Below are 14,120 nucleotides of genomic sequence, written 5' to 3' on the forward strand. Positions count from 1 at the left end.
CACAGCGCCGATAAGCTATCGACTCCGTGCCGCCTAGGAAAGACAAGCAAATATTTACTTTAACTTTTGGGGTACACCTCAGAGTGGCATACGACCTATTTAAAAATATGGCGTATGTCATTTTTGTTGCCTGGGAGAATATTTGTAAGATAATCAATGATGATAATGGTAAAATTTATGTATCAAGTTATCGAGAAGGGAGTTGGCTTCATGAAAAATTCCGAGAAAGGTTCAGTGACAATCAGAACAATTGCCGAAATGGCGAACGTGTCGCATACAACCGTGTCACGGGCGTTAAATGGGAGTGAGTTGGTTAAGCCGGCTACTCGCAAAAAGATTGCTGAGATTGCCAAACAAATCGGCTACGTTCCCAATCTGAATGCAAAAAGTTTGGTCATGAACCGTTCCTACATGATTGGTGTCTTTTTTACCAATCTTGACACAGGGACTTCGGCCAGCTTCTTGACAGAAGTGATGCAGCAATCGCAAACAACCTTGCCAAAAAGCTATTCGCTCTCTGTTAATAGTATCGATCACGTTATGAATAGCCAAGGCGTTTCCGTTCAAAATTTTGATGGAATTATCGTTTTGAGCCAGTCAGAATCCGACGATGGCTTTATCGATTACATTCACAGTATTGGTTTGCCACTGGTTGTTTTGAACCGTAAAATTGAGCGAAATGACATCACAAATTTTTCTCACAATGATTTCTTGGGGGCCAAAAATGTTGTTGAGTATGCCATTCGAATGGGGCATCGGAATTTTGGCCTGATTAAGGGAGTTAAATCTTTTGAGTCTTCTAAGCAGCGAAGTGAAGGTTTTTTTGAGGCTCTTAAGGAGCACCGCTTGGAAGTTGATTCTAATTTGGTTAAGCGAGGCGACTATCTGCCTCAAAGTGGTAACAAGTTGATGCGTCAGATCTTGTCTAGTGGCCAAGTGCCAACTTGTGTTTTTTGCGAAAACGATGATATGGCCGTTGGAGCTATCAATGCTTGCGTTGAGCTGGGGTATCGGGTACCCGAAGATGTTTCCTTCATTGGCTATGATGACATGAGCTACTCGCAGTACTTAACCCCACCGTTGACGACTGTGCGCAAACCAACTTCGCAAATCATCAAAAAAGGGGTTGCTTCACTGATGGACATTCTAGAAGTTGACGGGGATACCAAGATTACCCAAGAAGTGATTGATCCTGAAATTATTGTGAGAAGCTCAGTACTGAATCGGAATACGAATTAAATAGCCCCTCAGATTTAGTTTCATTTGTATCACTTCTGCTCATTTCATAGTATACTTTTAATATGGTTGCGTTTTCATTCACAAGTGAAAACGGCGAGTTAAATATTGGAGGTTCTATTATGGCCAAAGTTTTAATTGTAAACGCAGGAAGTTCATCACTCAAATTTAAATTATTTGATATGCCAAAAGAAACGGTGCTTGCCGATGGGGAAGTTGAGCGGCTGAATATGCCGGGCTCGATCGTTAAAATCAAGTATGGGGATGGCAAGAAGTACCAAACCACTGAGGACAAGATTGATTATGAACGGTCCGCTGCCATCATGCTCAATAACTTGAAGGATCTGGGGGTGATCGATCATCTGCATGATATCGATGCCGTGGGTAACCGAGTGGTTGCTGGCAGTGACATCTTTGATAAAGTTGCCAAAATTGACGATGACGTTTTGCAGCAGATTGTTGATCTGGGTGAAATTGCCCCAATTCACAATCCAGTGGAAGCTGAATATATCAAGATTATTCAGCGGATCTTACCTGATACGGATCAGTACGCGATCTTTGACAGTGCCTTCTTCAAAGACGTGCCGGAAGTCAATTCGATCTATGGGATTCCCTACGAGTTAACCGAGAAATTCACCATTCGCCGTTATGGCGAACACGGCATCAACCACGGCTTCATTACGGGTCAAGCCGATGAGCTGCTTGGGAAAAAAGATGCAAAATTAGTCACCCTTCATTTGGGCTCGGGGGCTTCTGTCGCAGCTGAAAAGGCCGGCAAGTGTTACGATACCTCAATGGGCTTTACACCAATGAACGGGTTAGTAATGGGGACCAGATCCGGTGATGTTGACCCTGCTCTGGTACCGTTTTTCATGAAACGGATGGGGGCCAAAGCTGATGAAGTGATTGAAATGTTCAACGACCGCTCGGGTTTGCTGGGAGTTTCCGGGGTTTCCTCTGATATGCGGGACCTCGAGAGTTCAAAAGATCCTCGGGCGCAATTGGCGCTCGATATGTTTGTCAATCGAACCGTTAAATATGCGGCGAGTTACATCACCGAACTTGGTGGCGTCGACGCAATCGTCTTCTCCGGCGGAATTGGTGAACATGATCAATGGGTTCGCGAGGAAGTCTGCAAGAAGCTGGCAATTTTTGGCATCAAGTTGGACGCTGAGTTGAATGATCAGCAAAAGCCCGGTGATCTTGGAACCAAGGACTCTTCGGCTCGAATCCTGTTAATTCCAGCCAATGAGGAGTTGGCGATGGTGCGGGATGTGCAGGGAGCTTTGAAGTAAGGTAAATATCGTTTAATAAGAAATAGGAGCACCTTATCACCGTCAATATGTCTGTGATAAGATGCTCTTTTTGATTATTGTTAGATCAAAGCGCGAAGTCCAAAATACCCAATCACAATAATGCTCAAAATAATCCGGTACCAGCCAAATGCTTTGAAGTTATTATGCTGGATGTAATTGAGCAAGAAGCGGATCGCGAGGTAAGCAACCATAAATGAAACCAGCATGCCAATCAATAGTACGGCAGTTTGGAGGCCGTCAAAGGTGCCACCATGGTGAAAATACTTGTAGACTTTGAGCAGTGATGCCCCGAACATGGTTGGAATTGCCAAGAAAAATGAGAACTCAGTGGCAACGTATCGGGAAGTGCCTATTAAGATACCACCGAGAATTGTGGCCCCAGATCGCGAGGTACCGGGAACCAGTGAAAGTAGCTGGAACATCCCAATAATAAATGCTGTTCGGTAAGACAGCCGGTTAAGATCGGTGAACTCAGGTTGCCGGTTTGCGTTGCGGTTTTCGATCACAATAAACAGGATTCCGTATAATAGTAACATTGCTGAAACAACTTCCCAGTTCATCAAGTGAGCGTCCATCTAGTCATTGAGCAGCAGGCCAATCACGACGGAGGGTAAGACCGCAACGATGACCTTGAACCAAAGCACCCAAGTGTCGCGCTGTTCAAGATGCGTTTTCTTGGGGGACAATGGGTTCAACTTGTGGAAATACAGAACGACCACTGCCATAATTGCGCCCAGCTGAATAACGACGTTGAACATGTCGGTGAATTGCGTGGTTTGGCTCATTTTGATAAATTCATTGACCAGGATCAAATGACCCGTTGAACTAATCGGTAAAAATTCGGTGATCCCTTCAACAATCCCTAAAATAATGGCTTTGATGATATCTAACATGATAGTGACTCCTAATCTGTTTAAATTTCATAAGGTAATCATGACATAAAAAGAGATGATTGGGGGACGATTTACCAATTGTTTACAGGATTGAGGGGCAATCTTTACATTGGTGGCCAATTTATGTCATGTTAGGCCAAAAGATAACGAGCGAACTTTTGGACGACGTAATATGGGCACGCTAAAATAATGCTGAGGTGATTAATTTGAAAAGCTATTCGCCAACCAACGCTCGAAAAAATTTCTATAAAATTCTAGATGATGTTAATACTAAGAGAGAACCAATTGCTATCACTCCTGTTAATGGTACTGAGGAAAGAGCAGTTGTAGTGGTATCTAAAAGAGATTGGGACTCGATGATCGAAACCATTTATCTGGCCGGTATGGGTGAATTCTCTAAAGCTCAAGAACGCGCAATGGATCACAGTGGAGCGACTGACATTAATAATGTTGATTGGGATAAATTATGAGTAACTATCGGAGAAAATACGGCTTGGTTGATGCTCTTACCATAGATGATTGTGGTGGGGGCTTTTTCTTTTGGAAATGGTTATTTGCTATGTAGAATACGCGTGCTCAACCAAGTGACAATCTGCGCGTAAGTACCTGACAGAAAAATTACTTTCCGATTGTTAACCGGTTGGTTTCACACTCATGACATTTGTCACTTCATCTCCTGACAGCTGCTTCTATAACCTTAACCCGTTCGCCGGTAAACTAAAGTCATCAATTAAGAAATCGGAGATGACCACCATGACAACAATGATTCACGTAAATAACCTATCCAAACGATTTGGCAAGAAAAGGGTGCTTTCTGATATCAGTTCTGAGGTTGAGCCTGGTGAAATCATTGGCCTGATTGGCAAGAACGGGGCTGGAAAGAGTACCTTGATTAATTTGATGCTCGGCCTTACAGAACCCAGTGATGGCACAATTAAAGTGTTTGGGCAAGCTCCCCGAACAAAAGCGACCAAAGCCAAAATTGGCGTCATGTTTCAGGATAGTTTTGGTCTGGATCGCGTTCGCGGGAATGAATTGATCAAATTAGTTCGTAGTTATTATTCCCATCCCCTAGCGTTCAGTAAAATCGTGGAACTGGCTGACCTTGGCGCTAATTTGACTACCATGGTCACCAAGATGTCCGGTGGGCAACGTCGTAAACTTAACTTTGCTTTAGCAATGGCAGGAGATCCTGAACTCCTATTCCTCGATGAGCCGACGGCCGGAATGGATGCTAATAGCCGCTATGATTTTTGGCAACAGATTCATGCGCTTTCCAACAGCGGTAAAACGATCATTGTGACCAGTCACTATCTAGAAGAAATTGACGATGTGGCCAGTCGGATTATTTTCCTGAAGAATCAGCAAGTGCTCTATGATGGCGCACTGATGGGGTTGAAAAAGCGCTTTACCCATACTCTGGTTGAGTTTGACAGTTCGTTGCCAGAACTTAAGCTCACCACGTTGGTGCAATCCGGCGACCTGGATTCCCATAACCAGAATCATTATGTTTTTGTGACCGAAGATGCTGATGCAGTCGTCCGTGAATTAGCACCAGAAATGGCCAATCTGCATAATCTTCGAATTACTCAGCGGTCGTTGGATCAAATATTTAGAGAAGTTGTTAAGGAAGGTGACTAAGATGAATGCATTTACGAATCAGGTTAAGACTAATATCATCAGAATAATTGTTCGCAACCCCCGGTTCATGGCATTTGATATCGGGGTGCCGGCATTGTTTTATATCCTATTTACCAAAGTCATGAATCAGGGATTACCGGCTTCGTTTGAAAAAACCTACCTTGTTAGCATGGCGATCTACGCGACATTGCTATCTTCGATTATTACGGTTGCCAACACGGTACTCTCGGATAAGGAGCAGGCTTACATTCGTTTTATCGATGTGTCACCGGTTTCTCGAAATACGTACTATGCCTCAATGGGGATGGTCCTACTCATTTTGACGATGGTGGAAATTGCCGTCATTGAATTGATTGCCAAATTATACATTGGTGTGTCCATGAGCGTCATAAATTGGCTCGTGATTTTAACGGTTGTGACGATTGCCAGCATTCCACTCATGATTTTCGGCGTTAGCCTGTCATTTGTCGGGTCGAACACCATTGTCAATTTGATGGTTAACTTGATTGTCTTTCCAGCAGCCATCCTCAGTGGCCTCTGGTGGCCGCTATCGATGATGCCAACTTGGAGCCAAACAATTGGCAAGCTCTTACCAACTTATCAAACTTCTGTTATTGTTAATGATGTAATGAAACAGACGGCCGTGCCGCTCAAAATGATTGGCGGAGAACTGGTCTGGTTGGTATTGGCGATCGGACTACTGGTTGTTGTCCAAAAAATACAAAGGACTAAAAGGGCTCAATGAAATTCTTACAAAAATATATCTTATTTCCTAAACGGTTTGGTTTTTATCCATACTTTTGGTTAATTTGGATCATTTTTCCAATCACGAGCTTGTGGCCGTTTGATACGGCTCATAAGCTCGTAACCGCAGGCTTATTGGCTATCTTCATCTGGGTTTATCGCAATGGTTATAGTGTGACCAAGAGTTTGCCAATCTGGATCTACGGGCAATATCTGTTATGTGTGATATTGACGGTAACCGATGCCTGGGTGTATTTGACCCTCTTTACGGCTTGGGAGATTGGGTCACTGCCGATCAGCAAACCAAAGTTCCGCCAATATTTGATTGGGTATTATGTCACTTTAGGAGCCTGTCTTCTCTGGTTAGCAATTCAGGTTCAATCGAATTTCTTCAGTTGGGAGAGTTCTAGTGGCGTCGGTGGTGGCATCGTGATGATTTTGTTCGAATTATTTTCACCGCTGGCTGCCAAATCGATTTCTAATTCTTATCGGCGTCGGGAAGAATTACGGGCTCAGAATTCTCGTTACGCTGACGTGATTAAGCGTGGTGAGCGAGAACGAATTGCCCGAGATTTGCATGATACATTGGGCCAATCGTTTTCGACGATTACTATCAAGGCTGAATTGGCTTCCAAACTGCTTGAGAAAAAGCCCGAGCAGGTTGCCAGCGAACTTAAGAAATTGCAACAGCCTCGAGAAACAACCTGCAACTGGTTCGGCAAATTGTGACTGGGTTGCGCCAATTATCGATCGCTGAGATGATGATTGATGTCGCTGATACCCTGAAAGCTAGCCAAATAGGCCTTGATGTGATTAATGAAGGAATGACAAATCAGTGGCCAGATAAGGTCCAAAACGTGATTGCCGAGGTATTACGAGAAGCCATTACCAACGTGATTAACTATAGTCATGCTGATCAAGTCCAAGTGATTTTTGCCGAGGCAACGATGATTATCTGGTAACCATTACTGATGATGGCACTGGCTATACCAAGGTTTGGGATCACGCCCACGGCATCAGTGGTATGCAGGAACGGGCAACGATTGCTGGTGGCCAATTTCATATTAAGACCGGCCGAAACGGGACCACCATCACTTTGAGCCTACCAAAGGAGCAGGATGAATGACAATTAGGATTACTTTGGCTGAAGACCAAAGTTTGCTAAGTAGTGCCCTGGCACAATTACTGGATCTTGAAGATGATCTGGAAGTCATTGGGACATACGGAGATGGCGAGGAAGCGTTCAAGCATATTAAGTATGAAAAGCCGGACGTCGCAATTTTGGACATTGAAATGCCTAAGAAGACCGGCTTAACGGTTGCGGAAGAAATTGACCAACAGAAGTTACCGGTGAAGACGATCATTTTGACCACGTTTGCCAACAAAAACTATTTTCAAACGGCGGTTGGCGCCTACGTCGATGGCTACCTCCTCAAAGACATCCCTAGTGATGACTTGATCCAGTCGATTCATGAGGTAATGGCCGGCAAAACGATCTATTCACCTGAGTTAGTCAGCTCAATTCTGGGTGATGTTGATAATCCTTTATCAGACAAAGAAACGCAGATCTTAGCAGAAATCAGAAAGGGTAGTTCAACCGCTGAAATTGCCAAAGCGTTGTTCTTGTCAAACGGTACGGTACGAAACTATATTTCATCAATCCTGAGTAAATTAGGAGCTGCCAACCGAATTGAGGCTTTAAATATTGCGGAAAAACGCAAGTGGTTATAAAATTGATCCAATCAAGTCATTAGCAGTGATTAATTTAATGTACTAGCTTTAGATAGTAAGGCTTGATGTGGATTGGAGAGATGATTTGATGGTACTCCGGCGAATCTTAATTTTAATTGCAGCCATTGCGTGTGTGGTTCTGATGATATTTTCGGTGAACCTTGGGTTGTTGGCGATTGTTGTTTTGTTTGCTTATGTGACTTATCGACTGCTAGTCAAGAAGGACTTTACAATTTTGGCAACAAATTCACTGGTCGGTAAAGAGTATCAAAATTTGACTGAGGAAACTAAAAAGAAATACGAAATTAGAGCCACTCAAATGGGCTGGGTATGTCTGGCCATTACAATCTTAGTGGTGATCGTGGGGATCGTGATTAATGATTAATAGATTAGGTAAGATTGGGACGAAAGACGATTTAATCCCATGAAAAAAGCAATGCATTCTGGTTTTGAAATGCATTGCTTTTTGAACATAAATGGCGGAGATCAGATGTTTGTCGCCAGTTTTCTTAATATAAAAATAGTGAGTTGAGTGGCTTAGAGATAATTTACGACCTAAAATCCCAATATTGTTTAAAATACCTTCAATTATGAATTAACATGGCCAGCAAAACTTGGCATGAAGGCACTATTGATCGTTTGGATTTCAACATTTTGGCCTGGTTGAGGGGCCGCTACGTATTGGTTATTGCCGATGTAGATAGCAACGTGATAGGATGCTCCCTGGTTGCCCCAGAAAAGTAGATCGCCCGGTTGAGCTGCAGAAATGGCTTCTTTGGTGACATGGCTTTCTTGAGTGACGGTGTAATGCCCTAAACTGATGCCGGCGGCCTTTTGGTATACATAGTCCGTTAATCCGGAACAGTCCATTCCTTTTAGTGACTCGCCACCCCATACGTAAGGGATGTTTTGGCTGGCAAGTTGTTTGGCCAAGTTGACAACTGCATTGGCACTCGTGCTGGCATTATTGGTTGCTGGCGTCGTTGTTGTCGTTGAATTAGTTGTTGCTTTGGTCGGATAATTCGTCTGCTGATAGCTCGTTGACTGGCGGGCGGGATAGTTTGTAACGGTGTCTGCACTTGCATTTGTAGCGGCCACTGCCGAAGATAGCTCCGGCAGTGGCCAGGCTCAAAACTGTCTTTGTGAATTTCAAAGGAACACCTCATTTTCTATTTTGTAGGTATCATGATAATCCCTAAAGCTTGCAGTCAGGTTACAGAAAATTTGTGATCCAATGACGAATCATTTCAGCCTGAAATAGTGTTAAAGATTTTATTGGGAAGTTTAAATAATGATTAAAATGGGTTGCTTTTGTTCAAAAAGCCAGAATTGGTATATGTCACAACGAGCATGGCTTTGATACGATTCATTGAATAAATTGACCATATTAAAAAATGGCGAAATCAAAAGGATGACGCGACTTTAATCGCACCATCCTTTTTTAGAGTTGCTTCAATTCATATTTAGAAGGTTGCTTTATAGCTAATAGAATAAGTCTTTTCTTCACCCTTTGGTAATAAGACGCTGCCAAAGTCCTCGTGATTTGGTGTATCTGGCAAACTTTGAGCCTCAAGGGCAATTCCCATGTGAGGAACTCCGGCGCCACGGTCAAATTTAAAGCCGTCCAAATCATCCGGTGTGAAGACAACCAAAGCATCCCGATTAGATTTGATTGCAACGCTGCGGCCTGATTCTGGATCAGTTAAGGTTGCAATTGGATCGGCTTCCTTGTGATCATTGATAACGTAAACTTCATCGTAGGTGTGGCCAACTTCAGCCTTCATGTCATCAATGCCCAGTTTGATGTTTTGCGGATCGCGGAAGTCATAAGCCGTGTCATCAACGGGAACCATCTTACCGGTTGGAGTCTTATCCTTGTTGAGTTCCAGATACTTGTCGGCGTTAATTTGAAGTGATTGACCATAGACATTTTGGCTGTTACTCAAATTAAAGTAGGCATGCTGAGTTGGGTTAAATAATGTATCAGCGTCACTCTTGGCGGTATAAGTAATTGTGACTTCATTGTCATCACTCAAGCTGTAGGTGATCTTAACGTCAATGTTACCTGGGAATGAATCTTCGCTTGAGTCGATGTGTTTTGTGAAGACAATCTTGTCGCCATCGAATGAACCGTCCCAGATTTGGGTGTTAAAGCCATGAGGGCCACCGTGCAACGTTGTCGTGCCTTCGTTAGCATCCACGTGATATTCCTTGCCCTTAATTGAGAAAGTTCCGTTGGTAATTCGGCCGGCAGTTCGTCCGATTGCTTGGCAGAAATACTGGTTCTTCATGTATTCTTCACTGCTTGGCATGCTTAACATGACATTTTCAGGTTGACCGTCTTTGCCCGGAATATTAAAGGCTTTCCAAGTAGCCCCTAAAGTAATTGCGGAAATTGAAACATCGTGATCATTCGTAACTGTAAACTTCTGAATCTCTTGACCCTTGTACGTATCAAAAACTTCTTGCTTAGTTTCCATCATCAATTCTCCTTAAATAATAAATTGTGGTTGTGTAACCGCTTTTATATGTATTATAATATTTTTTTGTATGGAGTTGCAATAGGAGAAAAGATATTTATCCGTATAAGTGTGTATGAATTGACCACAAAATATGATACTTTTATTGATGGAGAGTTATTCGAGAGTTGTTTAAAATTTAGGACAGCTGCGCAAAGCAGAGATCTCCATGTAAGCACCTCAAACAAAAATTCCCAAACCCGGAATTTCTATTCGATGCGACTTACACTCCGATCTCTAACCGCTTTGCTCCGCTCACTGGTTTTAGGACAGCTGTGCAAAGCAACAATCTGCGCGTAAGCACCTCCCTCGAAAATTCCAAACCCATGAATTTCCAAGCGAGGAGACTTACCCTCCGATTGATAACCGCTTTGCTCCGCTCACTGTATGTAGGACAGCTGTGCAAAGCAAAAGTCTGCACATAAGCACCACCAACAAAAATCCCCAAACCCGGGATTTCTGTCGGCGGAGACTTATGCTCCGACTTTTAACCGCTTTGCTCCGCTCACTAAAAGAAGAAGGGAAGTACTATGCAAACTTTTTTACACGTTTTATCAGGGATCACTGATCTGCTGATCATTGTTTTTATTTTTTCTTGGATGTATGAATTTGCCAGAAAAGATCAGACAAAGCCGAATCACCATTTTGGTTGGTGGACATTGGCGGCAATCGCTGCAACGGCGGGGCTAATGTATTTAGCAGGACCGATTAAATGAGTGATAGATACAGGTGGCCAGTTGAGTTAATAAGATATCAAAATTCAGTAACGGGGGGATTCACTCATGGAAATTAAGTACGTCATGGTCAAGAAAAGTATCAAGGATAGCATTATTAATGGCAAATACAAGATCAACGAGAAGATCCCGACTGAATCTGAATTGATGGGGATGTATTCCGTTAGTCGTTACACCATTCGTCGAGCCGTTGGTGATTTGGAACATGAAGGCTACATCTATCGAGTCCAGGGTGGCGGGATGTACGTTAATGATTGGATTAATCATAAGGTTCGCTCAGAACGTTCAAATCAAAGCGTGGGGGTGATTACAACCCACATTGCCGATTATATTTTTCCAAACATTATTAGTGGAATTGATCAAGTTATTTCAGCCGAAGGGTTGTCGGTCTTGATTGGCAATACCCATGATGAGTACGACAACGAACGCCATAATTTATTAAATATGTTGGACAACGATGTGGTCGGCTTCATTATTGAACCCACCCGCAGTACGCTTGAGAACCCCAACCTGGATGTTTACCAAATGATTGTGAACTCTGGCAAACCTGCCGTCTTCATTAACTCTCATTATCCACAACTTGATTTTCCGTACGTGGAAATTGATGATACCCAGGCTGAGAAGAAGATTGTGGATTATTTGCTGGATAACGGTCATGAGCGGGTCTTGGGAATCTTCCAAGTGGATGATTTGCAGGGGGTTAACCGGATGAATGGGTTTATCAAGTCCTACCAGACCCATCCGGACGTATCGTCGTCTGGGGACATCATGATGTATCGATCGGGTGACGAGATTAACAGTGTCTTAAGCAAGATTAAGGATCGGGTAGACGTTCAATCAGAGAGTCGGCCCACCGCAATTGTATGTTACAACGACCAACTTGCCATTGAAGTGATTGGCATGTTGAGCAAGGAGGGCATTTCAGTTCCCGGCGAAATTTCCGTGGCAGGGTTTGATGATTATGAAATTTCAAAGTTTGTTGATCCAAGTATTACAACAATGACCCATCCCAAACGTCACATGGGGGAAACGGCGGCGAAGTTGTTGCTTGATATGTTGGACAAAAATAAAGGCGCCAACAAAATGCTGGATTCGGAACTGATTGTTCGGGATTCAACTAAGGGAATTTAAATCAATTGGTAAAACAAAGCTGAATTTTACTAATAAAAAGAGCGCTGTAACCGTTGATATCGCAGTACAGTGCTCTTTTTGATTTGTCCTGACGAATAATAAATTCTTGATTTATGCGTATGAATACCCTATACTATCATTTGTAAGCGATGCCAGAAACCGTTTACAGTGTGCGCACAGTATTTTGTTTCTGCAATTTTACTATTTTAGTAAATTAATCGAATGGGGTGCTTGAATTGAAGAGAGTTACAAATAATGGATTTATTTATACCTTCGGTGCCCTGGGTGGGTTACTTTTTGGTTATGATATTGCCTCAGTTTCTGGTGCAATTCTATTTATCCAAAAGCAACTTAACTTAGGGCCATGGGAGCAAGGTTGGGTTGTTAGTTCCGTTCTGATTGGTGCCGTACTTGGTGCTTTGGGAACCAGTAAGTTTTTGGATACCTACGGGCGTCGTAAGTTACTCATTTGGGCTTCAGTCATCTTCTTCATCGGAGCCATTACATCGGGATTTGCACCGAACTTTGAAATCCTTGTCGGAACCAGAGTTATTCTAGGAATTGGTGTTGGAATTACTTCCGCATTGATTCCTGCATATTTGCACGAATTGGCTCCTAAACGGATGCATGGTGCGGTTGCAACGATGTTCCAGCTAATGATTATGATTGGTATTTTGCTGGCTTACATCTTGAACTACTCATTTGCTCATATGTATACTGGCTGGCGTTGGATGTTAGGCTTCGCTGCATTACCAGCTGCTATCCTGTTCTTCGGATCACTTTTCTTACCAGAAAGTCCACGATTCTTGGTTAAGATTGGTCACCTTGATGAAGCTAAGGGTGTTTTGCTTGATACTAACAAAGGTGATGCCAAAGCTGTTGATACGGCGCTGACTGAAATTGAAGAAACTGCTAAACAACCAGTTGGTGGTTGGAAGGAATTGTTTGGTAAAGCCGTTCGACCAGCCTTGATTACTGGTCTTGGTGCCGCCGTCTTCCAGCAAGTTATTGGCAGTAACAGTGTGATTTTCTATGCACCAACGATCTTTACCGATGTTGGCTGGGGAGTGATCGCTGCTTTGCTTGCCCATATTGGAATAGGTGTTGTTAACGTTATTGTCACGATTGTGGCAATGCTGTTGATGGATAAAGTTGACCGTAAAAAGATGCTGATCTTCGGGGCATCTGGAATGGGTCTCTCATTAGTTGTGATGTATGTCATTTTGAAGTTTGATAACGGTTCTCAAGCTGCTGCCTATGTCAGTGCGATCGCTTTGACGGTCTACATTGCCTTTTATGCTTCAACTTGGGCCCCAATTACTTGGGTTCTGATTGGTGAAGTCTTCCCATTGAACATTCGTGGTCTTGGAACGTCACTCTGTTCAGCAACCAACTGGCTCGCTGATATGGCCGTTTCATTGACTTTCCCAATGATGTTAAGTGCATGGGGGCTCGACAATGCGTTCCTGTTCTATGCAATCATTTGTGGAATCGCTATTTGGTTCGTTCACAAGAAGTTTATCGAAACCCGTGGTAAATCACTTGAAGAGATTGAACTTGATCTCCACAAGGCTGCAGGGATTAAAGAAGAAACTTCCGCAACCAATAATTCTAACAATTAATTAAAAACGAACCATTCTGGGCTTTGATTCCAGAATGGAAATAAAAAATCAATTGTCCGTCGTTGGATGGTTGATTTTTTGTGTGGATGGGGAATGGAGAGGCTTAGGTGCAGGATTCTAAGCGTTGGGCTCACCTTTTTAGGACAGCTCCGTAAAGCAGAAACTTCCACCTAAGCACCTTCTGCAAAAATCCCAGAATCGGGGATTTCTGCAGAAGGAGACTTAGGTTCCAGTTTCTAATCGCTTGGATCCGCTCACTTGATTAGGACAGCTCCTCCAAGCAGAGATCTGCATGTAAGCACCTCAAACAAAAATTCCATAACCCGGAATTTCTGTTCGAGGCGACTTACGCTCCGATCTCTAACCGCTTGGATCCGCTCACTTGATTAGGACAGCTCCTCCAAGCAGAGATCTGCATGTAAGCACCTCAAACAAAAATTCCATAACCCGGAATTTCTGTTCGAGGCGACTTACGCTCCGATCTCTAACCGCTTGGATCCGCTCACTTGATTAGGACAGCTCCTCCAAGCAGAGATCTGCATGTAAGCACCTC

At 43.3% G+C, this 14,120-nt stretch carries 14 protein-coding genes and 1 pseudogene; 12 read left to right on the plus strand and 3 right to left on the minus strand.

The window, feature by feature from the left end:
- Window positions 1-210: 210 nt before the first annotated feature.
- Complete coding sequence (locus tag KTE19_RS06395) at window positions 211-1,239, plus strand: LacI family DNA-binding transcriptional regulator (RefSeq protein ID WP_217165222.1); 1,029 nt, start codon at window positions 211-213, stop codon at window positions 1,237-1,239.
- Window positions 1,240-1,358: 119 nt separating this feature from the next.
- The gene (locus KTE19_RS06400) at window positions 1,359-2,531 is read left to right on the plus strand and encodes an acetate/propionate family kinase (RefSeq protein ID WP_217165224.1); all 1,173 of its coding nucleotides are present in this window, start codon (window positions 1,359-1,361) and stop codon (window positions 2,529-2,531) included.
- Between the two features lie 80 nt (window positions 2,532-2,611).
- Here KTE19_RS06400 and KTE19_RS06405 read toward each other — a convergent pair.
- Window positions 2,612-3,445, minus strand: a pseudogene (locus KTE19_RS06405) (undecaprenyl-diphosphate phosphatase).
- A 206-nt stretch (window positions 3,446-3,651) separates the two neighbouring features.
- On the opposite strand from KTE19_RS06405, the gene KTE19_RS06410 reads away from it, so the two are divergent.
- The 7 genes from KTE19_RS06410 (at window position 3,652) to KTE19_RS06440 (ending at window position 7,946) form a co-directional block, all read left to right on the plus strand.
- Window positions 3,652-3,915, plus strand: a complete 264-nt coding sequence (locus tag KTE19_RS06410; RefSeq protein ID WP_217165226.1) for a type II toxin-antitoxin system Phd/YefM family antitoxin — start codon at window positions 3,652-3,654, stop codon at window positions 3,913-3,915.
- Between the two features lie 283 nt (window positions 3,916-4,198).
- Window positions 4,199-5,086, plus strand: coding sequence for an ABC transporter ATP-binding protein (locus KTE19_RS06415; protein ID WP_217341890.1), 888 nt, complete (start codon window positions 4,199-4,201; stop codon window positions 5,084-5,086).
- 1 nt (window position 5,087) lies between these two features.
- Window positions 5,088-5,831, plus strand: coding sequence for an ABC transporter permease (locus KTE19_RS06420; RefSeq protein WP_217165229.1), 744 nt, complete (start codon window positions 5,088-5,090; stop codon window positions 5,829-5,831).
- Entirely contained in the window at window positions 5,828-6,559 is a 732-nt protein-coding gene (locus KTE19_RS06425) for a sensor histidine kinase (protein ID WP_217165232.1), read from the plus strand. The genes KTE19_RS06420 and KTE19_RS06425 overlap by 4 nt, the downstream gene beginning before the upstream one ends.
- Window positions 6,556-6,792: a sensor histidine kinase gene (locus KTE19_RS06430; protein WP_217165234.1), complete on the plus strand. Its 237-nt coding sequence runs from the start codon at window positions 6,556-6,558 to the stop codon at window positions 6,790-6,792. Before KTE19_RS06425 ends, KTE19_RS06430 begins: the two co-directional genes overlap by 4 nt.
- A gap of 160 nt (window positions 6,793-6,952) precedes the next feature.
- Window positions 6,953-7,561, plus strand: coding sequence for a response regulator transcription factor (locus KTE19_RS06435; protein ID WP_217165235.1), 609 nt, complete (start codon window positions 6,953-6,955; stop codon window positions 7,559-7,561).
- An 88-nt stretch (window positions 7,562-7,649) separates the two neighbouring features.
- Window positions 7,650-7,946 (plus strand): hypothetical protein, encoded by a 297-nt coding sequence (locus KTE19_RS06440; protein WP_217341891.1) that lies wholly within the window; start codon window positions 7,650-7,652, stop codon window positions 7,944-7,946.
- 203 nt (window positions 7,947-8,149) lie between these two features.
- On the opposite strand, the gene KTE19_RS14245 is transcribed toward KTE19_RS06440, so the two are convergent.
- Window positions 8,150-8,659, minus strand: coding sequence for a C40 family peptidase (locus KTE19_RS14245; protein ID WP_289427395.1), 510 nt, complete (start codon window positions 8,657-8,659; stop codon window positions 8,150-8,152).
- A 365-nt stretch (window positions 8,660-9,024) separates the two neighbouring features.
- The gene (locus KTE19_RS06450; RefSeq protein ID WP_217164678.1) at window positions 9,025-10,041 is read right to left on the minus strand and encodes an aldose epimerase family protein; all 1,017 of its coding nucleotides are present in this window, start codon (window positions 10,039-10,041) and stop codon (window positions 9,025-9,027) included.
- Window positions 10,042-10,610: 569 nt separating this feature from the next.
- Between KTE19_RS06450 and KTE19_RS06455 the strand changes: the two genes are divergently transcribed.
- The 3 genes from KTE19_RS06455 to KTE19_RS06465 all read left to right on the plus strand — a co-directional run bounded on the left by KTE19_RS06455 (window position 10,611) and on the right by KTE19_RS06465 (window position 13,567).
- Window positions 10,611-10,796: a hypothetical protein gene (locus KTE19_RS06455; protein ID WP_056983361.1), complete on the plus strand. Its 186-nt coding sequence runs from the start codon at window positions 10,611-10,613 to the stop codon at window positions 10,794-10,796.
- Between the two features lie 66 nt (window positions 10,797-10,862).
- A complete protein-coding gene (locus KTE19_RS06460) occupies window positions 10,863-11,945 on the plus strand; it encodes a GntR family transcriptional regulator (protein ID WP_217164679.1) in 1,083 nt (360 codons plus the stop codon).
- A gap of 236 nt (window positions 11,946-12,181) precedes the next feature.
- On the plus strand, window positions 12,182-13,567 hold the full coding sequence (locus KTE19_RS06465) for a sugar porter family MFS transporter (protein ID WP_217341892.1): 1,386 nt from the start codon (window positions 12,182-12,184) through the stop codon (window positions 13,565-13,567).
- Window positions 13,568-14,120: the final 553 nt, after the last annotated feature.

This window comes from Lentilactobacillus dabitei, from assembly GCF_019061365.1.
In the GTDB taxonomy this organism is placed as follows: Bacteria; Bacillota; Bacilli; order Lactobacillales; family Lactobacillaceae; genus Lentilactobacillus; species Lentilactobacillus dabitei.